The sequence below is a fragment of the Streptomyces sp. WI03-4A genome (genome assembly GCF_033792105.1).
Classification (GTDB): domain Bacteria; phylum Actinomycetota; class Actinomycetes; order Streptomycetales; family Streptomycetaceae; genus Streptomyces; species Streptomyces collinus_A.
Genome location: NZ_JARAUO010000019.1, coordinates 84377 through 110756 on the forward strand (window position 1 = coordinate 84377; position 26380 = coordinate 110756).

A 26380-nucleotide genomic window follows, 5' to 3' on the forward strand; every position below is an offset into this window, starting at 1 on the left:
ACGCTCGCCCGCCATGAGTGGACGCACCGATTCCGGCACCGAACCCGCCATAGCCGGGACCGAGGGGACCGACGAGGCCGAGGAGACCGAAGGGAACCAGGAGACCGGCGAGGCCGACGGGAGCGAGGACCCGGCGGACTCCGTCCGGGGAGCCCGCCGGGCCCGCTGGACCGCCCTCGGCACCGGAGCGCTGCTGTCCCTGGCCGGCCTCGCGGCCGCACTGCTGCGTCTCACCGGCTCCGAACCCGCGCTCGTGCCCGCCGCCTACGCCCTCGGCGCCGCCCTGTGCGCCCTCGCCGCGGTCCTCGGCCTCCGGGGCCGAACCCGCCGGGCCCTGTGGCTGCTGGTCGCCGGGACGACCGTCATGGCCGTCGGGGACCAGTTCGACTGACGGGCCGCCCATGAGAGGCTCGGCCAGGTCCCGGTGGTGGAACCGGGGAACGTGCGAGAGGAGCGGGAACGCGATGTACGCGACATCCCTGGGTGACGACGGCGCGGAACTGCGGCCCCTGGAGGTCTGGCACGCGGCCGACCTGCTCGCCAACATCGACCGGGGACGCGAGTTCATCGGCCGCCACATCGGCCTCGCGGACGTGGTGGGCGACCTGGACGGCGCCCGCGCCTGGATCCGCTCCTACGCGGACAAGCGCGCCGCCGACGCGGGCGCACTGCACGGCATCTGGCTCGACGGACGGCTGGTGGGCGGTGTGCTGTTCCGGGTCTGGGACACCCCGAGCGGGGTCTGCGAGGCCGGCTGCTGGCTGGAGCCCGCGGCGGCCGGGCGCGGACTCGTCACCCGCGCCATGCGGCTGCTGCTGGACTGGGCGTTCGACGAGCGCGGCATGCACCGGGTGGAGTGGCACGCCTCCTCCGCGAACGAGGGCAGCCTCAACGTGGCGCGCCGGCTCGGCATGAGCCGGGAGGGCGTGCTCCGGGAGAACCACCCGCACCGGGGCGTGCGCACGGACACCGAGATCTGGGCGCTGCTGGCCCCCGAGTGGCGGTCGGCCCGCGCGGACGGCGCCGGCGACGGTCGCTAGGCCGTCGGGCCGTCAGGTTCGCAGGTCGTCAGGTCGTCACGTCGTTAAGAGAGCTCTCAGAGAGCGTCCGTACGGTGCCGGGCATGGCAACGAAGACAGCGGACGTGAGCAGGACCGACGACGAGCGGGCGCGGCAGGAGGCCGCGGCGGGCACCGAGGACGAGGTGCGGGAGGCGGAGACGGAGGAGGCCGCCGCCGGGGCCGAGGGCGCCGAAGTCGCCGAGTACGGCGCGGAGTCCGGGGAAGTCCGGGAGAAGTCGCCCGGCGTCGGCCAGGGAGCGGGCGCCGTCGTCTCCGCCGCGCTGGGCTTGGTGTCGCTCAGCGGCGGCTGGATCGGCACCGTCGCCGCCGCCCGCGAGACCCTGGTCGGGCAGCTCCGGACCTCGTCGGGGGCGAGCGTCGGCAAGCAGATCAAGGAGGTCTACGGCGACGCCTGGCACACCACCGCGCTGTGGGCCGGCCTGTTCGCGCTGGCCGCGCTGGTCGTCGGCGTGGTCGTGCTGGTCCGGCCCGCGTTCGGCACCCCAGGGCGTCCGCAGGCCGCCTGGATCAGGTCGGTCGCCTGGGCGGGCGTCTCGCTCGGCGTCGTCGGCCTGCTGCTGGCCGTCCTGAAGTACTCGGACGCGCTGCTGGCCCTGCCCTCCACCGGCTGAGATAACCGCAGGTCCCCGGGGGCCTTAGGGAATCCGTACCCCCTTACGGAGCCCCTGAGGCCCCTTACGCGTGTCCGGGGCCCGCGTTCAGGCCCAAGATGCGGAACTCTCCCGATGTGGCGCACCCCCCTGGGAGACGAAGGTGGAGGCATCGCGGAAAGCGAAGCACGAAACCCACCTCGACCGAAGGACACGCCATGTACGAGCTCGACCTGCTCCGGATGCGCTCCGCCGAACTGCGCCACGAGGCCGCGCAGGAGCGCCTGGCCCGCGAGGTCGCCCGCGGCGGCCGCGCCGCCCGGCGCGCGGCGGCCGCCCTGCGCAACGCCCCCGAGGCGGAGACCCATACCGACCGCCCGCGCGGACACCGGCTCCCGCGCACCGCGTGAGGGGCCGGGCGGTGGCGGGCGGCCGCACGGGGGTCGGCCGTCCGCGGGAGCAGGGCCGGGCACCTCGCGTCGAGGAGGACCCGGCCCTGCGGCCCGTCGGTACGACGATCACACCGGACCTGTGGAAAACGGGTGCCGCGCTCTCCGGACCTCGTGCGATGCTCGGGCCTGTGGAGACCAGGTCCGTCAGTCCCGTGTTCGTCGGCCGCACCGGCGAGTTGGACACCCTGAACGACGCGCTCGCCCGTGCCGCCGCGGGCGAGCCCCAGGCGCTGCTGCTCGGCGGTGAGGCCGGCGTGGGCAAGACCCGCCTCGTCGAGGAGTTCGCCGCGACCGCCTGCCGCCGCGCCGCCGTCGCCGTGGGCGGTTGTGTGGAGATCGGCGCCGACGGGCTGCCCTTCGCACCCTTCTCCACCGCGCTGCGCGTGCTGCGGGACGCCCTGCCGGAGGAGTTCGCCGCCGCCGTGGCCGGGCAGGAGGAGGAACTGGCCCGGCTGCTGCCCGAACTCGGCGAGACCGGCCCCGGCCGCCCCGACGAACGCGGCACGGCCCGCCTGTTCGAGTTCACCGCCCGGCTGCTGGAGCGGGTCGCCGCCCGGCACACGGTGGCGCTCGTCCTGGAGGACCTGCACTGGGCCGACGCCTCCACCCGGCACCTCCTCACCTACCTCTTCCGCACCCTGCGCACCGGCCGCCTCCTCGTCCTGGCCACCTACCGCGCCGACGACGTCCACCGCCGCCACCCGCTGCGCCCCCTGCTCGCCGAACTCGACCGACTGCGCACCGTCCGCCGCCTGGAACTGGCCCGCTTCACCCGCGCGGAGGTCGCCCGCCAGATCGCCGGCATCCTCGCCACCGAACCCGACCCCGCCCAGGTCGACGAGATCTTCGAACGCTCCGACGGCAACGCCTTCTTCGTCGAGGAACTCGCCGTCGCCGCCGGCGAGGGCTGCTGCACCGGACTCACCGACTCCCTGCGCGACCTGCTCCTGGTCCGGGTCGAGGCGCTGCCCGAGCGGACCCAGCGGGTCGCCCGGATCGCCGCCGAGGGCGGCTCCACCGTGGAGTACGGGCTCATCGCCGCCGTCGCCGGGCTCCCCGAGGACGACCTCATCGAGGCGCTACGGGCCGCCGTCGGCGCCAACATCCTCACCGCGACACCGGACGGCGACGGCTACCGCTTCCGGCACGCCCTGGTCCGCGAGGCCGTCGCCGACGACCTGCTGCCCGGTGAACGCTCCCGTCTCAACCGCCGCTACGCCGAGGCCCTGGAGGCCGACCCCACGCTCGTCCCCGCCGACGAACGCGTGGTCCGCCTGGCCGGCTACTGGTACCACGCGCACGACCCCGCCCGGGCCCTGCCCGCGATCCTCGACGCCTCCGTGGTGGCCCGCCGCAGACACGCCTACACCGAGCAACTGCGCTTCCTGGAGCGCGCGATGGAGCTGTGGGACACCGCTCCCGCGGAGGTGCGCGACGCCCTGCGCCCGGTGGACTTCACCGACGTCTACCCTCCTTCGCTGCCCCAAAGGCGCGGGGGGACCCCCAGCGGCTGCGACCCGGCGACCACCCCGCTGCGCTACCTCGACCTGATGGCGGAGGCCGCGGCCGCGGGCCGCTTCGCCGGGGAACGCGAACGCGCACTCAAGATCATCAAGCGTGCCCTGCGCCTGCTGGAGGAGGAGCCGGACCCGCTGCGCGCCGCCTGGTTCTGGGTGCAGCGCTCCCGGGTCGTCCAGGCCCTGGCCCGCGGCGACGGTTGGCCGGAACTGTCCACCGCGCAGGACCTGGTCCGCGGTCTGCCGCCCTCGGAGGTGCACGCCGAGGTACTGGCGGAGGCCGCCGGCTGGTCCATGCTGCACCGGCCCGGACCCGAGGCCTTCGCCGCCGCCGAGCGGGCCGTCGAGTACGCGCGCATGGTCGGCGCCCGGGAGATCGAGCTCAACGCCCGCCTCACCCTCGGCGGCCTCATGGTCGACGCCGGCGACACCGAGGCCGGACTGGCGGAGATGTCCCGGGTGCAGGAGGACGCGCTCCGCGAAGGCGTGAGCGGCGTGGCCGGCCGGGCCTTCGTGAACCTGCCGTCCGCGCTGCAGGCGGTCGGCCGCTCCCGCGAGGCCGTGCCCCTGCTGCGCGAGGGGACCGCCTTCGCCCGCGAGTTCGGGCTGCTGGACACCGAGGCCTGGGTGTGGGGCAACCTCTCCGACTCGCTGTACACGCTCGGCCGGTGGTCCGAGGCCGCCGACGCCGCGGAGCACGCGCTGCGCGTCGGACACAGCGCCAGGCCCCAGGGCTCCGGCTCCCTGCGCCTTGCCCAGCTCGCGCTCGCCCGGGGCGACCTCGCCGAGGCGGCCCGGCACCTGGCCACCGCCGGCGCCCGCTACGGCCGCCACGACCCCGTGCCCCAGCAGTCCCTGCGGGTGGTCCGCGTCGTCATCGGGGTCGCCGCGGCGGAGGGCCGTATCCTCGACGCCCGCGCCGAGCTGCGCACCGCCTTGGAAGCGGGGTTCCCGCCCGGCACCCAGCGCTACGCCTGGCTCCTGCTGCTGGCCGCCGCCGTCGCCGAGGCCGACGCCCGGACCCTGCCCGCCGCGGCGGACGGCCGCGCCGAGATCCTCGACCGGCTGCGCGAGACCGCCCGGGGACTCACCACCGGCGCACCGATCTGGCTGGCCCACCAGCAGTGGGTCCAGGCCGAACTGCACCGCGCCGAGGGCCAGGACACCGCGGAGGTCTGGTCTCGGGTGGTCGCCGCGTTCGAGTGCCTGGACCGCCCCTACGACCTCGCCCGCGTCCGGTACCGCCTGGCCCAGACCCTGCTCGCCGAGGGCGGCGAGGACGGACGCGAGCGCGCCGTGGAACTGCTGCGGCTGGCCGGCGCCGTCGCCGGCCACCTCGGGGCCCGCCCGCTCGGCGACGCGGTCGCCCGGCTGGCCCAGCGCGCCCGCCTCACCCTGGCCGGTTCCCCGCGGCAGGCCCCCGACCCGGCCGACCCGGCCGAGGCCCTCGGCCTCACCGGCCGGGAGCGGGACGTCCTGCGCCTGGTGTCGGCCGGCCGCACCAACCGCCAGATAGCCGAGGAGCTGTTCATCTCGCCGAAGACGGCGAGCGTCCACGTCTCCAACATCCTCGCCAAGCTCGGCGTCTCGGGAAGGGGGGAGGCGGCGGCGGTGGCGCACCGCCTTGGGCTGTTCCCGGAGGGCTCGCTCGCCGCACCGTCGGCCGGGTGACCGTACGCTGGATGAGTCCGGCAGGGGGGAGAAGCCGTGTTCAACGCCTTCGAGGAACTGTTCGCGCCTGGCCGCAAGCACACTCATGACGAACAGAAACGCCTGGAACTGACCCGGGAGGACGTCGGCGACGCCGATCCCGCCCGCGGGCCCATAGACCTTGCCTCGGGAAAGGTCGTCGTCCGCCGGCCCGGGCAGTCCGCCGCCGGCGCCGCCGAGGAGCAGGAGGCGCCGGATCCGGGGTGAGCCGTGGGGCTACCTCACCCGCACCTCCAGCACCCGGTCGTCCCCCTTCTTGGGCTTGCCGCGGCCGTCGGTGTTGCTCGTCACCAGCCACACCTTGCCGCCGCCCGCCGAAACCACGGTGCGCAACCGGCCGTACTCGCCGGTGAGGAAGGCCCGCGGAGGTGCCGAGGCCTTGGTGCCGTTCAGCGGGATGCGCCACAGGCGCTGCCCCTTCAGCGCCGCCATCCAGATCACCCCGTCGACGTAGGCGATCCCGCTGGGGGAGGCGTCGTCGGTGTGCCACTCGGCGACGGGGCCGACGAAGCGGGGGTCGGAGGACTCGCCCTCGGCGTCCGGCCAGCCGTAGTTCCCGCCCGGCTTGATCGCGTTCAGCTCGTCCCAGGTGTCCTGCCCGAACTCCGAGGCGAACAGCCGCTGTCGGCGGTCCCAGGCCAGGCCCTGGACGTTGCGGTGGCCGTAGGAGTACACGGGGGAGTGCGGGAACGGGTTGCCGGGGGCCGGCTCGCCCTCCGGGGTCAGCCGCAGGATCTTGCCGCCCAGCGACTTCCGGTCCTGGGCCAGCCCGCGGTCGCCGCTCTCGCCGGTGCCCGCGTAGAGCATCCCGTCGGGGCCGAAGGCGATCCGCCCGCCGTTGTGGATGAAGCCCTTAGGGATGCCCCTGAACACCGTGTCCGGCGCGCCCAGTTGTTCGCCCGCCGGCTTGTGCTCGTCGTACAGCACCCGGACGATGCGGTTGTCCGAGACCGAGGTGAAGTAGGCGTAGATCATGTGGTCCGAGGCGAAACCGGGTGACAGGGCGATGCCCAGCAGACCGCCCTCGCCGGCCGCGGACACCCCGGACACCGTGCCCAGCAGGGTCTTGTGGCCCGTCCCCTCGTCGATCCGGGTGAGGGTGCCGTCGTCGCGGGAGGAGACCAGCAGGCCGCCGCCCGGCAGCGGGGCCAGACCCCAGGGGGACTTCAGGCCCTCGGCCACCGTGCGCAGCACCCGCACCGACCCCTTGGCCGGCGGCGTCGGCCCGGCGGCCCGCGAGGACGCCGTGCCCCCCGGGGTCGTGGTCACCGGCGCCATGCCGCCGCCCGGCGGGCTTCCGCCGCCGGAGCAGCCCGCCGTCAGCAGGAGCGCGGTCGCGGCCAGCACGGCCGTCACATGTCGACGTGGCACGGTCTTGGTCCCTTCGAGGCGTCGGCTACTGACTCTCATACACCGCTCACACCGCCCGGGTTCCCGTTCCCGCGAAGTCGCTCAGTCCCAGGACCCCTGTGCCGCGGGCAGCCCGGACACCTCGAGGAGGTCCTCGGCGGACAGCCGCAGCCCGGCCGCCGCCGCGTTCTCCGCGGCCCAGCGCTCCTGCTTGGTCCCGGGCAGCGCGATCACATGACGGCCCTGGGCGAGCACCCAGGCGAGGGCCACCTGAGCGGCGGTCACATCCTCGCCGTACCGGCGCGCGACCCGGCGCAGACCGGCGACGATCGGCTGGTTGGACGCCATCATCTCGGCCGTGAAGCGAGGGTGGCGGGCCCGGACGTCGTCCGGTTCGAACCCCTCGCCCGGCGTGAGCGTGCCGGTCAGGAACCCGTTGCCCAGGGGCATCGCCGCCAGGAAGCCCACGCCACGCGACTCGCACCAGGGCAGCAGCGCGTCCAGCGCCTCCTGCGACCACACCGAGAGCTCCGCCTGCACCGCGCTCACCGGGAAGACCTGCTGCACCCGCTGCAACTGGCGGAGCGTGGTGTCGTGCAACCGGGACCCGGAACGGCGGTGGCCGCGCGCGCCCACCGCGCACAGCCCGAGCGCCCGCACCTTCCCGGCCCGCACCAGATCGGCCATCGCGCCCCAGGTCTCCTCGACCGGGACCTCGGGGTCCGTGCGGTGCAGCTGGTAGAGGTCGATCACGTCCGTCTGCAGCCGCCGCAGCGAGGCGTCGCACGCCCGCCGGACATAGCCCGGACGGCCGTTGGCCACGATGTGCTGCTCACCCACGAGCAGGCCCACCTTGGTCGACACGAACGCCTCCGGGCGCCGCTCCTTGAGCACCCGCCCCAGCAGCAGCTCATTGGTGAACGGGCCGTACATGTCGGCCGTGTCCAGCAGGGTCGAGCCGAGGTCCAGTGCCCGGTGCACGGTTCTGAGCGAGGCGTCGCCCCGCTGCCGCGAACCGCTGTACGCCCAGCTCATCGGCATGCACCCGAGTCCGACGGCCCCCACCGCGAGCGCCCCCGCGCCGATCGTCCTGCGCTCCACGTGCCCGTGAACCTCCCTCGTCCGGGTCACCAACCTAACCCTTGGTCATCGGCGCACCTGACATAGCCTCCTGTCATGAGTGCTGACGTGTGGCTGCCCATCGCGCCGGAGGAGATCGAGGGGCTCCCGGAAGGGCCCCGCTACCTGTTCTGGGACGGCGGTGCGGACGGCGACCAGGAGTTCCCCGGCGACCCGGCGGACTGTGTGCTGTACGTGGTGCCGTACATGAAGAAGTGGCCGGTCAAGGTACGCCCGCTGGAGCACCTGACCGGGGTGCGGGTCATCCAGACGCTCACGGCCGGCGTCGACGACATCACCGCCCGGATGTCCTCCATCGTGCCCGGTGTCCAGCTCTGCAACGCCCGGGGCGTGCACGAGGCGAGCACGGCGGAGCTCGCCCTGACCCTGACCCTCGCCTCCCTGCGCGGAGTCCCCGAGTTCGTCCATGCGCAGCGGGCGGAGCGCTGGCGGAGCCGGTTCCATCCCTCCCTGGCCGACAAGAACGTCCTCATCGTCGGCTACGGCGCCATCGGTGCCGCCATCGAGGACCGGCTCGTGCCCTTCGAAGTGGCGCGCGTGGCGCGCGTCGCGCGCTCCCGGCGCACCACAGCGCGCGGTGTCGTGCACCCGCTCACCGAATTGCCCTCTCTGCTTCCGGACGCCGATGTCGTGATCCTCTCCACGCCCTTGACGGAGGAGACGCACGGGCTGGCCGACGCGGAGTTCCTGGGCCGGATGAAGGACGGCGCCCTGCTCGTGAACGTGGCCCGGGGGCCCGTCGTCGACACGGAGGCGCTGCTCAAGGAGCTGGGAGCCGGGCGCCTCACCGCGGCGCTGGACGTGACCGACCCCGAGCCGCTGCCGCCCGGTCACCCCCTGTGGCAGGCGCCCGGAGTGCTCATCAGCCCGCACGTCGGCGGCCCCAGTTCCGCGTTCCTGCCCCGCGCCAAACGGCTGCTCGTGGACCAGTTGCACCGATTCGTGAACCACGAGCCCCTGCGAAACGTGATCCTGACGACAGGGGAGTAATCCGCTTCCGGCACGCTCCGCGATCTCGCGGACGCGGGGCGTGTCCGCCTTGACGGTGATCGTCACGGAGCGTAGAGAAGCTATGTCCCTGAGTGACGATACTGGTGTATCGTCCCGACAGGGGCTGCGCCGCTCACCGTTCGGCGCCGGGGATGGACATTTCAGATTTGTGAGGGGGGCGACGGGCGATGCACGGCCTATGGACGAGCGATCCGACGCGGCGGAGCCGCCGGCGGCGACCCTGGCGCACGGCCACGCGCAGACGCGGCCACCACACCAACCATCACAGCCACCACCGCAGGCCGGGCGGCCGCAGGAGGCACCCGGCGCAGCGGGCTCGGCGGGACACGGGTACGGCGCGGAGCGGGAGGCCCCGGTGAACGCGCCGCCCTCCCTCTCGACCGCCCTCGACGGCGGGCTGCGCGCACCGCACCTGCCGGGGGCGCCGCTGCCGCCCCGCCCGTCGGCCGCCGGCGACGGGTCGCGGCTGGTCCAGCAACTCGTCCTCGCCCTGGTCTGCGGCGCGTACGCCGTCGGCTCCACCTTCGACTGGGGGTCCCAGGCCGTCGCGCTGGTCATGGGGGACTTCGGGCTGAGCGCCGCGGCGGGCGCCGCCGCCGTCTCCTGCTTCCTCTACGCCCGCGGCCCGCGGGTCCGCTTCCGGCCCGCCTGGCTGCTGTTCTCGCTCTCCTCGGCGATGGCGGCCCTGGGCAACGCGGTCTGGGGGTGGTACGAGGTCGTCCTCGACCGGCCGGTGCCGAGCCCCAGCTACGCCGACCTGTTCTTCCTGTGCTTCGCACCCCCGGCCATCGTGGGCCTGCTGGTCCTCGCCAAGCGGCCGGTGACCCGGGCGGGCTGGATCTGCCTCGGCCTCGACGCCTGGCTGATCGGCGGCTCGCTGCTCACCCTGTCCTGGAGCCTCGCGCTCGCCCAGGCGGCCCGGTTCGACGGGTCGAGCGTCGCGCACACCGCGCTGTCCCTGGCGTACCCGCTGCTCGACATCGCGCTCGTCAGCATGGTGCTCGCGCTGCACTTCCGCCGCTCCCCGGGCAACCGCACGGCGGTCAACACCGCGATCGGCGCACTCGCGCTGACCGTGATGTGCGACGCATTGTTCACCTCGCCGCTGCTGCACAGCAGCTACCGCTCCGGACAGCTGCTGGACGCCGGCTGGTTCGCCGGTTCGCTGCTGCTCGCCTACGCCCCCTGGGCCGCCCCGCGGCGCACCGGTGGGCCGGAGGCCGAACGGCACGTGCCGGACGGGCACACGCGCGTGATCCACGAGCACGTGCCGGGCCAGCGTGCCACGGGCCACCCGGCACCGCCCGCCCCCGCACCGGGCGGCGACCACGTCCGGTACCCGGCCGGACGGCCGCTCACCGGCTCGCTCGCCGCGCTCACCCCGTACCTCGCCGCCGCCGTGTGCACCCTGGGCATCCTCTACAACGTGCTCAACGGCCGCCGGCCCGACCACGTGGTGCTGATCACCGCGGGCGCCGTGGTGCTGGCGCTCGTCATGCGCCAGGGCATCATGCTGCTGGACAACATCACCCTCACCCAGGAACTGGCGCAGAAGGAGAACCACTTCCGCTCCCTGGTGCAGGGCTCCAGCGATGTCATCATGATCGCCGCGCCCAACGGCATCCTGCGCTACGTCTCCCCGGCCGCCGCCGGGGTCTACGGACGGCCCGCCGAGGACCTGGTGGGCACCGAGCTGGCCGCGCTCATCCACCCGGAGGACCTGGGCTGCGTGGTGCACGAGGTGCGCCGCTTCCTCGCCGCCAGCCCGCTCGAGGAGCCGACCACGCGCATCGAGTGCCGGTTCCGGTCCGGCGGTGGGGGCACCTCCCGGCCGGGCGAGGCAGAGGGCGGGGGCGGCTGGCTCAACGTCGAGTCCACCGTCAACCGCCACCACGGCGGACTGATCTTCAACAGCCGGGACGTGACGGAAAGAGTGCGGCTGCAGGCCCAGTTGCAGCACAACGCCGAGCACGACCCGCTCACCGACCTGCCCAACCGCGCGCTGTTCACCCAGCGCGTCCAGCAGGCCGTGTCCGGCCGCCGCGCCACCGACCGCGGCACCGCCCTGCGCGGCACGGCCGTGCTCTTCATCGACCTGGACGGCTTCAAGGCCGTCAACGACACGATCGGGCACCAGGCTGGGGACGAACTGCTCGTCCAGGCCGCCCGCAGACTGCACGACGCCGTCCGGCACGGGGACACCGCCTCCCGGCTCGGCGGCGACGAGTTCGCGGCCCTGATCGTCGGGGACGGCACCCGGGACCGCGCCGCCCGGGAGCGGAACATCCTGGAGCTCGCCGACCGCCTCAGGACCACCCTCTCCCAGCCGTACTCCATCGACGGCAACGATGTCCGGGTCAACGCCTCCATCGGCGTCGCCTTCGCGGAACCGGGCCTCGGCGCGGGCGAACTGCTGCGCAACGCCGACCTCGCCATGTACCGCGCGAAGTCGGCGGGCAAGGGCCGTGTCGAGCTGTACAAGCCGCAGATGCAGCAGGACGTCGTCCGCAAGGCGGAGCTGGCCACCCGGCTGCGCGCGGCGCTGCACGACGGCGAGTTCGCGCTGCTGCACCAGCCGGTGGTCTGCCTGGAGAACGGCCGGATCACGTCGATCTCCGCGCAGGCGCGCTGGCGCTCCTCCCAGGGGGTGCTGTTCACCCCGGCGGAGTTCCTGCGCGTGGCCGAGGACGGCGACAAGACCGCCGAACTGGACCGCTGGATCCTCCAGGAGGCCGTGGAGCAGGCCGCCGAGCGGGCCGCCGCCGGGGCCGCGGTGCCGGTGACCGTCCGGATGAGCGCCCGGCGGCTGCTGGACCGCTCGGCACCGCTCGCCTCCGTGGAGGCGCTGCTCACCCGGCACGGGCTGCCGCCCGGCGCGCTGGTCCTCGAGCTGGCCGACACCGACCCCCGGGCCGCCTCGCTGGACGAGCTGGAGCGGCGGCTGACCGCGCTCAGCCGGCTCGGCGTGCGGATCGCGCTCGACGGCTTCGGCAGCGGCTACGCGGCGATCACGGCCCTGCGCAGACTGCCGGTGGACGTCCTCAAGCTCGACCGCGGCCTGGTCGAGGGCGTGGTGGAGTCCGCGCGGCTGCACAAGATCACCAGCGGGCTGCTGCGTATCGCGGGCGACCTCGGGCTGCAGTCCGTCGCCGAGGGCGTGGATTTGCCGGAGCAGGTGGTCGCGCTGCGCGCCATGGGCTGCACCCACGGGCAGGGCATGGCGTTCGCGGGACCGCTGGACGAGTACCGGCTGCGCCGGGCGATCGGATCAGGCCATTATCCGGTGCCGCACGCTCCGGCCGAGCCGGCGTTCGCGGGCGGGGGCGGCGGGGTGTACACCAAGGGGGTGTCCGCCGTCATCGGAGGTGGCAGTGGTCTCCGCTCACATAATGAGACTCCCGTCCCACCCACTTGACACGTGGTGCGTGCCGGGGGGAGGGTCAGTTCCATGCGCACCCGAATTCTCGTACTTGGACAGCGCGTCGGCTGAGCTGGGACCCACCGGAGGAGATCCGGAATCCCCAGCGACCTCACCGGCGCGCTCCCCTCGCTTGCCTTACGGCACGAGGGGTTTTTTGTTGCACGAGTGCCGTTCGTGCAGCGCTCGAACTCCGCCCAAACCTCGCAAAAACCTCAGCATCGAGAAGAGAATGCCGATGACCGAGCAGGCCACCGGGGCCCATCCGCAGCCGCGGCCCCGATCCGGAGGACAGCACTCCGCCACCGTCGAGCACGTGACGGGTGCGCAGTCCCTCATCCGCTCCCTCGAGGAGGTCGGCGCTGAGACGGTATTCGGTATCCCCGGCGGCGCGATCCTGCCGGCGTACGACCCGCTGATGGACTCCACCCGGGTCCGGCACGTGCTGGTCCGCCACGAGCAGGGCGCCGGCCACGCGGCCACCGGCTACGCGCAGGCCACCGGCAAGGTCGGCGTCTGCATGGCCACCTCGGGCCCGGGCGCCACCAACCTGGTCACGCCCATCGCCGACGCGCACATGGACTCGGTGCCGCTCGTGGCGATCACCGGCCAGGTCGCGTCCAAGGCCATCGGCACCGACGCCTTCCAGGAAGCGGACATCGTCGGCATCACCATGCCGGTCACCAAGCACAACTTCCTGGTCACCAAGGCCGAGGACATCCCGCGGGTGATCGCCCAGGCGTTCCACATCGCCTCCACCGGCCGCCCCGGCCCGGTCCTGGTCGACATCGCCAAGGACGCCCTCCAGGCGAAGACCACCTTCTCCTGGCCGCCCACCATGGACCTGCCCGGCTACCGCCCGGTGACCAAGCCGCACGCCAAGCAGATCCGCGAGGCGGCCAAGCTGATCACCTCGGCCAAGCGGCCCGTGCTGTACGTCGGCGGCGGCGTCCTCAAGGCGCAGGCCACCGCCGAGCTGAAGGTCCTCGCCGAACTCACCGGAGCGCCCGTCACCACCACCCTGATGGCGCTCGGCGCATTCCCCGACAGCCACCCGCTGCACGTGGGGATGCCGGGCATGCACGGTGCGGTCACCGCCGTCACCGCGCTGCAGAAGGCCGACCTGATCGTCGCCCTCGGAGCCCGCTTCGACGACCGCGTCACCGGCAAGCTGGACAGCTTCGCCCCGTACGCCAAGATCGTCCACGCCGACATCGACCCGGCCGAGATCGGCAAGAACCGCGCCGCCGACGTGCCGATCGTCGGCGACGCCCGCGAGGTCATCGCCGACCTGGTCCAGGCGGTGCAGAAGGAGCACAGCGAGGGCCAGACGGGCGACTACACCGCCTGGTGGAGCGACCTGAACCGCTGGCGCGAGACCTATCCGCTCGGCTACGACCAGCCCGCGGACGGCTCGCTCTCCCCGCAGCAGGTCATCGAGCGCATCGGGCAGCTCGCCCCGGAGGGCACGATCTTCGCGGCGGGCGTCGGCCAGCACCAGATGTGGTCCGCGCACTTCATCCAGTACGAACAGCCTGCCACCTGGCTGAACTCCGGCGGCGCCGGGACGATGGGCTACGCGGTCCCGGCCGCCATGGGCGCCAAGGCCGGCCGGCCGGAGCGCACCGTCTGGGCGGTCGACGGCGACGGCTGCTTCCAGATGACCAACCAGGAACTGACCACCTGCGCGCTGAACAACATCCCGATCAAGGTCGCCATCATCAACAACGGCGCCCTCGGGATGGTCCGCCAGTGGCAGACCCTCTTCTACAACCAGCGCTACTCCAACACCGTGCTGCACAGCGGCCCGGAGGCCGACGGCAGGCAGCCGAGCGCCGGCACCCGCGTCCCCGACTTCGTGAAGCTGTCGGAGGCCATGGGCTGCTACGCCATCCGCTGCGAGCGCCCGGAGGACCTGGACAAGGTCATCGAGGAGGCGAACTCGATCAACGACCGTCCGGTCGTCGTCGACTTCATCGTCCACGAGGACGCGATGGTGTGGCCGATGGTCGCCGCCGGCACCTCCAACGACGAGATCATGGCCGCCCGGGACGTCCGCCCCGACTTCGGCGACAACGAAGACGACTGAGCGAGAGAGACGAACGAGAAAATGTCCAAGCACACGCTCTCCGTCCTGGTGGAGAACACGCCGGGCATCCTGGCCCGGATCGCCGCCCTCTTCTCCCGCCGCGGCTTCAACATCGACTCGCTCGCGGTGGGTGTCACCGAGCACCCCGACATCTCCCGCATCACCATCGTGGTGGGCGTCGAGGACCTGCCGCTGGAGCAGGTCACCAAGCAGCTCAACAAGCTGGTCAACGTGCTGAAGATCGTCGAGCTGGAACCCGGCCACGCCGTTCAGCGCGAACTCGTCCTGGTGAAGGTGCGCGCCGACAACGAGACGCGGTCCCAGATCGTGGAGATCGTCCAGCTGTTCCGCGCCAAGACCGTCGACGTCTCCCCGGAGGCCGTGACCATCGAGGCCACCGGGTCCAGCGAGAAGCTGTCCGCCATGCTCAAGATGCTGGAGCCGTTCGGCATCAAGGAGCTGGTCCAGTCCGGCACCATCGCGATCGGCCGGGGCGCCCGCTCCATCACGGACCGCTCGCTGCGCGCTCTGGACCGATCCGCGTAAGGCTGGGTACGGGCGGTCCCGCGCCGCCCGTATGCCGAGACCCCGGAACTTCCCGTCCCCCCACCGGCATACGGTGGGACGCACCATCTGCACACCAAGGAGAGAACCCAAAGTGGCCGAGCTGTTCTACGACGCTGACGCCGACCTGTCCATCATCCAGGGCCGCAAGGTCGCGGTCATCGGCTACGGCAGCCAGGGCCACGCCCACGCGCTGTCGCTGCGTGACTCCGGTGTCGACGTCCGCGTCGGTCTGCACGAGGGCTCCAAGTCCAAGGCCAAGGCCGAGGAGCAGGGCCTGCGCGTGGTGAGCCCCGCCGAGGCCGCCACCGAGGCCGACGTCATCATGATCCTCATCCCGGACCCGATCCAGGCCCAGGTCTACGAGGAGTCGATCGCCCCGAACCTGAACGACGGCGACGCGCTGTTCTTCGCGCACGGCTTCAACGTCCGCTTCGGCTTCATCAAGGCCCCGGCCGGCGTCGACGTCGCCCTGGTCGCCCCCAAGGGCCCGGGCCACCTGGTCCGCCGCCAGTACGAGGAGGGCCGCGGCGTCCCCGCGATCGCCGCCGTCGAGCAGGACGCGACCGGCAACGCCTTCGCGCTGGCCCTGTCGTACGCCAAGGCCATCGGCGGCACCCGCGCCGGCGTCATCAAGACGACCTTCACCGAGGAGACCGAGACCGACCTGTTCGGTGAGCAGGCCGTGCTGTGCGGCGGCACCTCCGCCCTGGTCAAGGCCGGTTTCGAGACCCTGGTCGAGGCGGGCTACCAGCCGGAGATCGCCTACTTCGAGTGCCTGCACGAGCTGAAGCTGATCGTCGACCTCATGTACGAGGGCGGCCTGGAGAAGATGCGCTGGTCCGTCTCCGAGACCGCCGAGTGGGGCGACTACGTCACCGGCCCGCGCATCATCACCGACGCCACCAAGGCCGAGATGAAGCAGGTCCTCGCCGAGATCCAGGACGGCACCTTCGCCCAGACCTGGATGGACGAGTACCACGGCGGTCTGAAGAAGTACAACGAGTACAAGCAGCAGGACTCCGAGCACCTGCTGGAGACCACCGGCAAGCAGCTGCGCAAGCTGATGAGCTGGGTGAACGAGGAGGCGTAAGCCTCGCGTCAGGGGGCCGGGGCATGCTGCTCCGGCCCCCTTCCGCCACCCCGGACCCGGCCGGGCCGACGACGATCCGCGAACGCCGTCCACCGGTTGTCCACCCCGTCCAGCCACGGACGGGTGATACTTCCGCAGCGGCGCAATACGGCGACTCTGGCGCCACTAGACTGCTGCACAACATACGCGTCAGGCCCACAGCGTCGTGCGTCTTCCGCGGCTAGCCCCCCTCCACCGCCAGCGGCCGTCGGGACGGCCGTCCGCATTGGACTTGTGAGGACTCACGTGAGCTCGAAACCCGTCGTACTCATCGCTGAAGAGCTGTCGCCCGCGACCGTCGACGCGCTCGGCCCGGACTTCGAGATCCGGCACGCCAACGGAGCCGACCGAGCCGAACTGCTCCCCGCCATCGCCGACGTCGACGCGATCCTGATCCGCTCCGCCACCAAGGTCGACGCGGAGGCCGTCGCCGCCGCCAAGAAGCTCAAGGTCGTCGCCCGCGCCGGCGTCGGCCTGGACAACGTCGACGTCTCGGCCGCCACCAAGGCCGGCGTGATGGTCGTCAACGCCCCGACCTCCAACATCGTCACGGCCGCCGAGCTGGCCTGCGGCCTGATCCTGGCCACCGCCCGCAACATCCCGCAGGCCAACGCCGCGCTGAAGAACGGCGAGTGGAAGCGCAGCAAGTACACGGGCGTCGAGCTGGCCGAGAAGACGCTGGGCGTGGTGGGCCTGGGCCGTATCGGCGCCCTGGTCGCGCAGCGCATGTCCGCCTTCGGCATGAAGGTCGTCGCCTACGACCCCTACGTGCAGCCCGCGCGGGCCGCGCAGATGGGCGTCAAGGTGCTCTCCCTGGACGAGCTGCTCGAGGTCTCCGACTTCATCACCGTCCACCTGCCCAAGACGCCCGAGACCCTCGGCCTGATCGGCGACGAGGCGCTGCGCAAGGTCAAGCCCAGCGTGCGCATCGTCAACGCGGCCCGTGGCGGCATCGTCGACGAGGCGGCGCTGTACGCGGCGCTGAAGGAGGGCCGGGTGGCCGGCGCCGGCCTCGACGTGTACGCGAAGGAGCCCTGCACCGACTCCCCGCTGTTCGAGCTTGACCAGGTCGTGTGCACCCCGCACCTCGGCGCCTCCACGGACGAGGCCCAGGAGAAGGCCGGTATCGCGGTCGCGAAGTCGGTGCGCCTCGCGCTCGCCGGCGAGCTGGTGCCCGACGCGGTGAACGTCCAGGGCGGTGTCATCGCCGAGGACGTGAAGCCGGGCCTGCCGCTCGCCGAGCGCCTCGGCCGCATCTTCACCGCGCTCGCGGGCGAGGTCGCGGTCCGCCTCGACGTCGAGGTCTACGGCGAGATCACCCAGCACGACGTGAAGGTGCTCGAACTGTCCGCGCTCAAGGGCGTGTTCGAGGACGTCGTGGACGAGACGGTGTCCTACGTCAACGCGCCGCTGTTCGCCCAGGAGCGCGGTGTCGAGGTGCGCCTGACCACCAGCTCCGAGTCGTCGGACCACCGCAACGTGGTGACCGTGCGCGGCACCCTGGGCAACGGCGAGGAGGTGTCCGTCTCCGGCACCCTGGCCGGCCCGAAGCACGTCCAGAAGATCGTGGCGGTCGGCGAGTACGACGTCGACCTCGCGCTCGCCGACCACATGGCCGTCCTGCGCTACGAGGACCGCCCGGGTGTCGTCGGCACCGTCGGCCGCATCCTCGGCGAGGCGGGCATCAACATCGCCGGCATGCAGGTGGCCCGTGCGACGGTGGGCGGCGAGGCGCTGGCCGTCCTCACCGTCGACGACACGGTCGCCCCCGGTGTGCTGGCCGAGGTGGCCGAGGAGATCGGGGCGACCTCCGCCCGCTCGGTGAACCTGGTCTGACCTCCCTCTCGTCCGGGCGTCACGAAACGCCGGACGGGCCGAGTTCCCTCGGCCCGTCCGGCGTTCTCCGTGTGTCCCGGGCGTCGCCCGGTGTCCTACGCCTCGTCGCCCACCCGGATCTTCCGCAGGGTCACCGCCGCGCCCACCGCGGCCAGCGCCAGGACCACCGTCCCGGCGATCGCCACGCCGTGCATCCCGCTGGTGAAGGCCTCCCGCGCCGTGGCGAGCAGGGACTCACCGGCCCGGCCGGGCAGCCGGGCGGCGTCGGCCAGGGCGCCGCCCAGGGTCTCGCGGGCCTCGGCCGGGGCCGAGGACGGCATCCGGTGCCGGTAGACGGCCGTGCCGACGGAACCGAGGACCGCCATGCCGAGCGCGCCGCCGAACTCGGTGGCCGTCTCCAGCAGGGAGGAGGCGCTGCCCGCGCGCTCCACCGGAGCGGTGGACATGGCCAGGTCGGTGAGCTGGGACAGCACCATCACGACGCCGGAGGCCAGGACCCCGGCGGCGGCCAGCACCAGCCAGAGGGAGTCGGTGCCGGCGAAGGCGAGGGTCGCGTAGCCGGCCGCCGTGACGGCGAACCCGGCGGCGACGACGTGGCCGCGGTGGACGCCCCGGGCGACGAGCACCCCGGTGACCGGCCCCGCGACACCGATCAGCACCGACGGGAGCAGGCTCCACAGGGCGGCCTGGAGCGGGCTCTTGCCGAGGACCGACTGCAGGTACTGGGTGGTGAAGATGGCCGAGCCCATCATGCCGAACGCGGAGACCAGGGTCAGGACCAGCGCCGGGGTGAAGCCGCGGCCGCGCAGCAGTGCCGGCGGGATCAGCGGTGAGGCGGCGGTGCGCTGACGGTGGACGAAGAGCGCCGCGAAGAGCAGACCGACCGTCACCGAGACGACGTACAGCGGGTGCCAGCCCTCGGAGGGGATCTCCTTCAGGCCGTAGATCACGGGGAGCACGGCGGCCATCGACAGCGGGACGCTGGGCCAGTCGAAGCGGCCGGGGTTCGGGTCCTTCGACTCGGGGAGCAGGAAGGGGCCGAGGACCAGCAGCAGTGCCATCGCGGGCAGGTTGACCAGGAAGACCGAGCCCCACCAGAAGTGCTCGACGAGAACGCCGCTCATCACCGAGCCGAGGGCGATGCCGCCCGTCATCACGCCTGACCACAGCCCGATCGCCTTGGCCCGCTGGCCGGGGTCGGTGAACATCGTGCGCAGCAGGGCCATGGTCGACGGCATCAGGGTGGCGCCGCCGATGCCGAGGATCGCGCGGGCCGCGATCAGGGTCCCGGCGCTGTCGGCGTAGGCGGCGAGGAGCGAGGCCCCGCCGAAGGCCGCGGCGCCCGTGAGCAGGAGCCTGCGGCGGCCGATGCGATCGCCCAGGGACCCCATCGTCATCAGCAGGCCGGCCAGGACGAAGCCGTAGATGTCGAAGATCCACAGCTGCTGGGTGCCGCTCGGCCGCAGATCGGCGCTGATCGCCGGAGTGGCGAAGTACAGGACCGAGACGTCCATGGAGACCAGCAGCAGCGGCAGCATCAGCACGCCCAGAGCGGTCCACTCACGGCGTCCGGCACGGACGGGGGCGCTCTCGGCGCCGACGGAGGTCGTGCTCGTCGAGTTCGTCATGACAGGGACTGTACGGACGTCTTAAACGCTTGTCTAGAACGCTTGTATAGAACACGCGTGTAGGACACTCGTGTGAAACCCGTGTATAAGTCAGTCGTCTAGGACGCCCGTATGGACCGCCGGGTAGCCTGATCCGCATGGGACACCGTGAGGATCTGCTCGAAGGCGCCAAGCGCTGCCTGCTGGAGAAGGGGTTCGCGCGGACGACGGCGCGCGACATCGTGAAGGAGTCGGGGACCAATCTGGCCTCGATCGGCTACCACTACGGCTCGAAGGACGCCCTTCTCGCGCAGGCCTACGTCGGGCTCATGGAGAACGTGTCCGGCGCCTTCGAGGGGAGCGGGGACCTGGCCGAGGGCGCGCCCGGATCGCTGGAGCGCTTCCGCTGGGTGTGGTCCAACATCATCGCCACCATGCGGGAGCCCGGCTCTGTCTACCGGCTGAGCATGGAGGTCATGACCCTCGACATGCCGGTGGTGCGCGAGCACCTGTCACAGGCCCAGCGCGAGGGCGGCCGCGGACTGGTGGCGCTGCTGATGGGAGTGCCGGAGGAGGAGGTCTCCGACGAGAGCGCGGACACGCTCGGCCGCTTCTACCTGACGCTCATGACCGGACTCATCGCCCAGTGGACGTTCGACCCGAAGAGCGCCCCCGAGGGCGAGGCACTGACCGAGGGCCTGCGCCAGGTCGTCGAGGCGGCCACGAAGAGCTGAGCCCCGCGGAGCCTGGCCGAGCCGGGCCGCCCGGACTACAGCCGCGCCCTCTTGAGGGCCATGTGCAGCAGCAGGCGGTCCTCGCCGTCGTCCAGGTCCAGGCCCGTGAGCTGTTCCACCCGGGACAGGCGGTAGTACAGCGTCTGGCGGTGGATGCCCAGGCCGGCGGCCGTGCGGCCGGCCTGGCCCGCGCAGTCGAGGTACACCTCCGCGGTACGGGCCAGTTCACGGTGGGCGGGGGAGAGCAGCGGGCCGACCACCGGGTCGTGGGCGGACTGCGGCGGCAGCGCGGTCAGCAGCCGGTACGGCCCGATCAGCCGCCACTCGGCGACCGGACCGAGCCGCGGTTCGGCCAGCGCGGCGCGCGCCGCGGCGGACGCCTCCCGCCAGACGTCCCCCAGCTCGGCGAGACCGGTCCGGGGCTCCCCGACCCCGGCGGCCGCCGTCGGCCGGTCCCGCGGGCCGCGGCCCCCGGCCCCCTCCGTCTCCTTCAGCAGCCGTGCGGCCGCCGCCAGCGCCGGCGTCGCCACATCCGTCGCGCGCAGCCGGACCAGCACCGCCAGGCTCTGCTCCGTCGCCCCCCACGGAACCGTGCACAGCGCGGTGGCGTGCGGGACCGCGCGCGCGGACGGCGCCTGCTCCGGATCGGCGGACGGCCAGGGCGCCACGCAGACCAGCGTGTGCGGGACGTCCGCGCGGGGCCCCAGCGCCGTGCGCAGCTCGGCCACCGCCATGTCCTGCTGCCAGCCGCGCTCCGCAGCCAGCACCGCCCGTAGCTCCCGGCCGAGGTCGGCCCCGGCCTGCGCCTCGTCGGCCAGCAGCGCGCCGATCCGGCCGGCCACCAGCATGGCGGCGGCGAGCTGCGCGTCCGTCGGGCCCGGATCGTCGTCCAGCAGCCAGACGTAGCCGAGGACCACGCCCCGGTGGCGCACGGGCAGGCAGATGCGCCCGCGGTAGACACCGGCGTCCGGGGTCGGCGGGATGCGCACGGGTCCGGTCGCGCGCGTGATGCCGAAGCCCTCGAACCAGGTGCGCACCGCCGTCGTGGAGCGCCGGGTCAGGATCGAGCGGGTGCGCACCGGGTCCAGGGCCGAGGGGTCCAGGTCGCCCTCGCTGTCGTACGCGCCGAAGGCGATCAGCTCGAAGTCCCGGTTCTCCAGGGTCGCGGGCGCGCCCAGCAGCTCCGAGATCTCGTCCACCAGTTCCTGGTAGTCACCCTTGTAATCGGTCGCCACCCGGGCATTCTCCCGCATTCCCCGGCCCTCTTCATACATCTGTCTGAGATCGGAGTCGGGGATGCGTGACAGCTGTCGATGGCCCACGATCGGAGAACTCCTTAGGTTTCACGGTGGTTCTCCGTGCCGTACCCGGACAGTCGGGTAGTGGCCCTTTAGATGCTTGCCTGTGGAGGTGCCCCGTGCTGGGTCCCGTGATTCTCGCCGCGTCGCGCAGCGACCGGATGCGTCGCCTGATCTCGGCGGCCCCGGTGACCAAGCAGGTCGTCGACCGCTTCATCCCCGGCGAGACCGTGACCGACATCGTCCCGATCGTCGAGGACCTCACGGCCAAGGGCCTGGAGCTGACGATGGACGTCGTCGGCGAGGACATCACCACCCCCGAGCAGGCCGCCGCCGCCCGGGACGCCTACCTGGAGCTGATCGGCCGGCTGAAGGAGCTGGCGCTCGGCGAGCGCGTCGAGATGTCCGTCAAGCTGTCCATGTTCGGCCAGGCGCTGGAGGGCGGCCACGAGCTGGCCCTCGCCAACGTCCGCCCGGTCGTCGAGGCCGCCGCCGCCATCGGCACGACCGTCACGCTGGACGCCGAGGACCACACCACCCTGGACTCGATGTTCGCCATCCACGAGGAACTGCGGAAGGACTTCCCGCAGACCGGCTGCGTCATCCAGGCCTACCTCTTCCGCACCGAGGCCGACGCCCGCCGCCTGGCGGACGCCGGCAGCCGCGTGCGTCTGGTGAAGGGCGCCTACAAGGAGCCCGCCGAGGTCGCCTACCAGCAGAAGCACGAGATCGACAAGGCCTACGTGCGTATCCTGAGGACGCTGATGGAGGGCGAGGGCTACCCGATGATCGGGTCCCACGACCCGCGCCTGATCTCCATCGCCCAGGAGCTGGCCCACCAGGCCGGCCGAAAGCTCGACGAGTACGAGTTCCAGATGCTGTACGGCATCCGCGGCGACGAGCACCTGCGCCTGGCCGCCGAGGGCCACCGCATGCGCGTCTACACCGCCTACGGCACCGACTGGTACGGCTACTTCATGCGCCGTCTGGCGGAGAAGCCGGCGAACCTGCGCTTCTTCCTCCGGTCGATGGTCAGCAAGGGCTGAGCCCGAACACCCGCTCACGTACAAGGAGTTACGGATCTCATGGACGCTGTGACCCAGGTCCCCACCCCCGTCAACGAGCCGGTGCACGGCTACGCCCCCGGTTCACCCGAGCGCCTGCGCCTGGAGGCCAAGCTCAAGGAGCTGGCCGACAACCCGATCGACCTGCCGATGACCATCGGCGGCGAGAAGCGCATGGGCGGCGGTGAGTCGTTCCAGGTGGTCCAGCCGCACAACCACAAGGCCGTCATCGGCACCCTGCGCCACGCCACCCAGCAGGACGCGCAGGACGCCGTGGACGCGGCCCTGGCCGCCGCGCCGGCCTGGCGCGCCATGTCCTTCGACGACCGCGCCGCGATCATCCTGCGCGCCGCCGAGCTGCTCTCCGGCCCGTGGCGCGAGACGATCGCCGCCTCCACCATGCTCGGCCAGTCGAAGACCGCCCAGCAGGCCGAGATCGACAGCCCCTGCGAGCTCGTCGACTTCTGGCGCTTCAACGTCCACTACGCCCGCCAGATCCTCGCCGAGCAGCCCCCGGCGAACTCCCCGGGCGTGTGGAACCGCATGGACCACCGCCCGCTGGAGGGCTTCGTCTACGCGATCACGCCGTTCAACTTCTCGGCGATCGCCGCGAACCTGCCCACCGCCCCCGCGCTCATGGGCAACGTCGTGGTCTGGAAGCCGTCCCCGACGCAGACCCACGCGGCCGTCCTCCTCATGCGGCTGCTGGAGGAGGCGGGCCTGCCCAAGGGCGTCATCAACCTCGTCACCGGTGACGGCATCGAGGTCTCCAAGGTCGTCCTGGAACACCGCGACCTGGCCGGCATCCACTTCACCGGCTCGACCAAGACCTTCCAGTACCTGTGGAAGACGGTCGGCAACAACATCGAGAAGTACCGCTCCTACCCGCGCCTGGTCGGCGAGACCGGCGGCAAGGACTTCCTGGTCGCGCACCCGAGCGCCGACCGCGCGGTGCTCAAGACCGCCCTGACCCGCGGTGCCTTCGAGTACCAGGGCCAGAAGTGCAGCGCCACCTCCCGCGCCTACATCCCGGCCTCCATCTGGAACTCGGGCTTCAAGGAGGAGTTCGCGGCCGAGGTCGACTACCTCACCATGGGTGACGTCACCGACCTGTCGAACTTCATGGGCGCCGTGATCGACGAGCGCTCGTTCGCCAAGAACAAGGCCGCGATCGACCGCGCCAAGGCGGACCCGACCTGCACGATCGTCGCGGGCGGCAGCTACGACGACTCGGTCGGCTACTTCGTCCGCCCGACGGTCGTGGAGTGCACCGACCCGGAGAACGAGGTCTTCACGACCGAGTACTTCGGCCCGTTCCTGGCCGTGCACGTCTACGAGGACGACCAGTACGACGAGATGCTGACCCAGATGGAGTCGGTGTCGGACTACGCGCTCACCGGTTCGGTCGTCTCCAACGACCGCGCCGCGGCCGCCTACACGATGGAGAAGCTCCGCTACGCGGCGGGCAACTTCTACATCAACGACAAGTCGACCGGTGCCGTCGTCGGCCAGCAGCCCTTCGGCGGCGGCCGTGCCTCCGGCACCAACGACAAGGCCGGCGCCCCCCAGAACCTCCTGCGCTGGACCCTGACCCGCGCGATCAAGGAGACCCTGGTCCCGCCGACCGACTACACGTACCCGCACATGGGCTGATCCCCGCCCCCCGAGCGACGGGCCGGGGAGCCTGACACGATCAGGCTCCCCGGCCCGTTTCCACTTCCCGAGGGCCGTTCGGGTCCCGCGACCCGGACGGTGAACGCGCAGGTCAGCGCGGTGTGGCCGGGTCCGCCGTCTCAGATAGTAGGAAGTCCGAGTAATTGGGCAGACAGGCGCGGGCCGCTCCCTTACTTTGGAAGAAGCCGAACGTCTCGCTCGATCCAGCGAATGGCGGTCGTGAGCCGGGCCCCGTGCAGGCAACCCCTGCGGCCGCTGCTCCCCGCCCCTTCCGGCGTCTCGTAACCCTCATTGCGCACACCACGTGCGTCGAAGGAGTCGATCTGCCATGGCCGAGACGACCGTCAGCCGCCGGGTCCGCCACGCGACCCGCACCAGCGAGTCCGACCGCAAGAACGCCGCCGCCGCCCTCCAGCGCGCCCTCGACCGCCGCGACAACGGCGGCGAGACCGGCCACTGAGCCGCCCCCGACCGGGAGCCGCACCCCGTGGGGTGCGGTGCGGCCTCAGCCGCCGCGCCGCACCTCGAAGTGGTCGATCCGCCGGCCGTCCTGCGCCAGCGCCGACACCTTCAGCCGCGGCCTCGGGCCCGGCCGCGCCTCCACCCTGAGCAGCGAGAAGCCGGTGTAGCGCACCCGCGACCAGTGCGCCGTCTCCGGCACCCGCTCCTTGTCCCGGCCCCAGTGGAAGGTCGGCACCGCGCGGTGCCGACGGACGTGCCCCTCGTAGCTGTCCTTGACGCCCGAGGGGAAGGAGTACAGGTCGCGGCCGCCCCCGCCGGCGGTGACGTACACGATTCCGTCCCGGGCGGGGTCGGTCGAGCCGCCGATGGGCACCTCGCGGCCCACCGCGCTGTTCCGGATGGCGTCCGTGCGCTCGTAGACGTGGTTGTGCCCGTTGATCACCAGGTCCACCCGGTGCCTGGCGAGCAGCGGCAGCCACTTCGCCCGCACCCCGCCGTCCGAGGCGTGCTGAGAGGTCGAGTACGCGCAGTGGTGGAAGAAGACGACCACGAAGTCCACGCCCCGCCTGGCCCGCAGCTCCCTCAGCTTCGCGTCCAGCCAGCGGGTCTGCCGGCCGTCGCTGTGCCCGTGGTTGGCGGGGATTTCGTACGACACGTCGTTGGCGTCCAGCGCCACGAAGGCGGTGTTGCCGTAGGTGAACGCGTAGGCGCCCGGCGTCCCGCGCGGGTCGAACCCGCTGTCCGGCAGGGAGAACCTGGCGAGCTGGCCGCCGTAGCCGTCCGGCGAGTACCAGGCCTCCATGTCGTGGTTGCCGGTCGTCACCATCCACGGCACCGACCGCGCGACCGGCTCGTTCTGCTTCAGGAACAGGTCCCAGAACGTGGGGTCGTAGCCGTCCGAGGTCCGCCCGGCGCCGTTGACGTCCGCGTAGCAGATGTCGCCCGCGTGCAGGTGGAAGGCCGGGTCCTGACGCCGTACCAGGTGATCGTTGGCGTTCGCGGCCCGGCCGACGCCCTGGTCGCCGAAGGCGGTGAAGACGAAGCGCTCCGCCGCCGCGGGCGCCGTACGGAACGAGGCGAGGGCGGCGCGGTGGGCGGGCGCGGCGGGGTCCCAGCCCTCGTGCCCGACCCCGTAGTAGTACGTCGTGCCCGGCCGGAGCCCGTCCAGGGCCGCGTGCAGGTAGTACTGCTCGACCGCCCGCCGCACCCCCCGCACCCCGGGCGTGCGCAGGTTGCGCAGCTCGGCCGGGACCCGGCGGCCGAGGTCGTCCGGGCGCGTCCCGAGGCGCAGATACGGCCGCCGCACCGCGAACGGCACCTGCCAGGAGACCCGCATCTGCGTCCTCGGATCGGCGCCGAAGGCCAGGTGGCGGCCGAACGGCCGGACCACCGAACCGGACACCCGGGAGGCGGAAGGACCCGGCCGCGCCGCCGCGCCGGCACCGCCGGAGCAGCCGGCCAGCAGCCCGCCCGCCACCGCGCCCGCCGTCACCAGGGTGCGGCGGGGGACCAGCCGGGCGCGCAGGTACTCGTACTGCTCGGCCATGCTCATCCGCTCCGCCAGCGGGCGCGGGATGCCGAAGTCGGGAGTCTCCATGGAGGGGAAGTTCCCACGGGGTTGCGACGGCCGGGCCATCCCCGGGTGAACGC

21 protein-coding genes are annotated in these 26380 nt (G+C 72.5%); 16 read left to right on the forward strand and 5 right to left on the reverse strand.

The genetic code is table 11. The features are described 5' to 3' along the window. Positions 1-13: 13 nt before the first annotated feature. The 6 genes from PV343_RS20470 (at position 14) to PV343_RS20495 (ending at position 5558) form a co-directional block, all read left to right on the forward strand. Positions 14-391 carry a hypothetical protein gene (locus PV343_RS20470; RefSeq protein ID WP_319148411.1) on the forward strand — a complete coding sequence of 126 codons (378 nt, stop codon included), beginning with the start codon at positions 14-16 and terminating at the stop codon, positions 389-391. A 73-nt stretch (positions 392-464) separates the two neighbouring features. After that, a complete protein-coding gene (locus PV343_RS20475) occupies positions 465-1040 on the forward strand; it encodes a GNAT family N-acetyltransferase (protein ID WP_319148412.1) in 576 nt (191 codons plus the stop codon). An 83-nt stretch (positions 1041-1123) separates the two neighbouring features. Further along, complete coding sequence (locus tag PV343_RS20480) at positions 1124-1693, forward strand: hypothetical protein (RefSeq protein WP_319148413.1); 570 nt, start codon at positions 1124-1126, stop codon at positions 1691-1693. Between the two features lie 197 nt (positions 1694-1890). Then, a complete protein-coding gene (locus tag PV343_RS20485; RefSeq protein WP_319148414.1) occupies positions 1891-2082 on the forward strand; it encodes a hypothetical protein in 192 nt (63 codons plus the stop codon). A 158-nt stretch (positions 2083-2240) separates the two neighbouring features. After that, positions 2241-5312, forward strand: coding sequence for a helix-turn-helix transcriptional regulator (locus PV343_RS20490; protein ID WP_319148415.1), 3072 nt, complete (start codon positions 2241-2243; stop codon positions 5310-5312). 36 nt (positions 5313-5348) lie between these two features. Beyond that, the gene (locus PV343_RS20495) at positions 5349-5558 is read left to right on the forward strand and encodes a DUF6191 domain-containing protein (protein ID WP_319148416.1); all 210 of its coding nucleotides are present in this window, start codon (positions 5349-5351) and stop codon (positions 5556-5558) included. A 9-nt stretch (positions 5559-5567) separates the two neighbouring features. Here PV343_RS20495 and PV343_RS20500 read toward each other — a convergent pair whose 3' ends face one another. Further along, positions 5568-6707, reverse strand: coding sequence for a PQQ-dependent sugar dehydrogenase (locus PV343_RS20500; protein ID WP_319148446.1), 1140 nt, complete (start codon positions 6705-6707; stop codon positions 5568-5570). A 96-nt stretch (positions 6708-6803) separates the two neighbouring features. Next, positions 6804-7802, reverse strand: coding sequence for an aldo/keto reductase (locus PV343_RS20505; RefSeq protein WP_319148417.1), 999 nt, complete (start codon positions 7800-7802; stop codon positions 6804-6806). Positions 7803-7877: 75 nt separating this feature from the next. Between PV343_RS20505 and PV343_RS20510 the strand changes: the two genes are divergently transcribed. The 6 genes from PV343_RS20510 to serA all read left to right on the forward strand — a co-directional run bounded on the left by PV343_RS20510 (position 7878) and on the right by serA (position 17891). Further along, positions 7878-8831: a 2-hydroxyacid dehydrogenase gene (locus tag PV343_RS20510; RefSeq protein WP_319148418.1), complete on the forward strand. Its 954-nt coding sequence runs from the start codon at positions 7878-7880 to the stop codon at positions 8829-8831. A gap of 376 nt (positions 8832-9207) precedes the next feature. Continuing rightward, positions 9208-12267, forward strand: a complete 3060-nt coding sequence (locus PV343_RS20515; RefSeq protein ID WP_319148419.1) for a putative bifunctional diguanylate cyclase/phosphodiesterase — start codon at positions 9208-9210, stop codon at positions 12265-12267. Positions 12268-12508: 241 nt separating this feature from the next. Then, the gene (locus tag PV343_RS20520) at positions 12509-14359 is read left to right on the forward strand and encodes an acetolactate synthase large subunit (RefSeq protein WP_319148420.1); all 1851 of its coding nucleotides are present in this window, start codon (positions 12509-12511) and stop codon (positions 14357-14359) included. Between the two features lie 21 nt (positions 14360-14380). Further along, positions 14381-14905: an acetolactate synthase small subunit gene (gene ilvN, locus PV343_RS20525; RefSeq protein ID WP_020942403.1), complete on the forward strand. Its 525-nt coding sequence runs from the start codon at positions 14381-14383 to the stop codon at positions 14903-14905. A 112-nt stretch (positions 14906-15017) separates the two neighbouring features. Then, the gene (gene ilvC / locus PV343_RS20530; RefSeq protein ID WP_319148421.1) at positions 15018-16016 is read left to right on the forward strand and encodes a ketol-acid reductoisomerase; all 999 of its coding nucleotides are present in this window, start codon (positions 15018-15020) and stop codon (positions 16014-16016) included. A 285-nt stretch (positions 16017-16301) separates the two neighbouring features. Then, on the forward strand, positions 16302-17891 hold the full coding sequence (serA, locus tag PV343_RS20535; protein ID WP_234967556.1) for a phosphoglycerate dehydrogenase: 1590 nt from the start codon (positions 16302-16304) through the stop codon (positions 17889-17891). A gap of 95 nt (positions 17892-17986) precedes the next feature. On the opposite strand, the gene PV343_RS20540 is transcribed toward serA, so the two are convergent. Further along, positions 17987-19519 (reverse strand): MFS transporter, encoded by a 1533-nt coding sequence (locus PV343_RS20540; protein WP_319148423.1) that lies wholly within the window; start codon positions 19517-19519, stop codon positions 17987-17989. A gap of 137 nt (positions 19520-19656) precedes the next feature. Between PV343_RS20540 and PV343_RS20545 the strand changes: the two genes are divergently transcribed. Next, entirely contained in the window at positions 19657-20232 is a 576-nt protein-coding gene (locus tag PV343_RS20545; protein WP_319148424.1) for a TetR/AcrR family transcriptional regulator, read from the forward strand. A gap of 35 nt (positions 20233-20267) precedes the next feature. On the opposite strand, the gene PV343_RS20550 is transcribed toward PV343_RS20545, so the two are convergent. Further along, positions 20268-21485: a helix-turn-helix domain-containing protein gene (locus PV343_RS20550; protein ID WP_319148425.1), complete on the reverse strand. Its 1218-nt coding sequence runs from the start codon at positions 21483-21485 to the stop codon at positions 20268-20270. 164 nt (positions 21486-21649) lie between these two features. Between PV343_RS20550 and PV343_RS20555 the strand changes: the two genes are divergently transcribed. From PV343_RS20555 to PV343_RS20565, 3 genes are all read left to right on the forward strand, one after another. Continuing rightward, positions 21650-22576 (forward strand): proline dehydrogenase family protein, encoded by a 927-nt coding sequence (locus PV343_RS20555; RefSeq protein WP_319148426.1) that lies wholly within the window; start codon positions 21650-21652, stop codon positions 22574-22576. 39 nt (positions 22577-22615) lie between these two features. Further along, a complete protein-coding gene (gene pruA / locus PV343_RS20560) occupies positions 22616-24247 on the forward strand; it encodes an L-glutamate gamma-semialdehyde dehydrogenase (protein ID WP_319148427.1) in 1632 nt (543 codons plus the stop codon). A gap of 349 nt (positions 24248-24596) precedes the next feature. After that, entirely contained in the window at positions 24597-24728 is a 132-nt protein-coding gene (locus tag PV343_RS20565; RefSeq protein WP_020942411.1) for a hypothetical protein, read from the forward strand. A gap of 45 nt (positions 24729-24773) precedes the next feature. On the opposite strand, the gene PV343_RS20570 is transcribed toward PV343_RS20565, so the two are convergent. After that, positions 24774-26327 (reverse strand): metallophosphoesterase family protein, encoded by a 1554-nt coding sequence (locus PV343_RS20570; protein ID WP_319148428.1) that lies wholly within the window; start codon positions 26325-26327, stop codon positions 24774-24776. Positions 26328-26380: the final 53 nt, after the last annotated feature.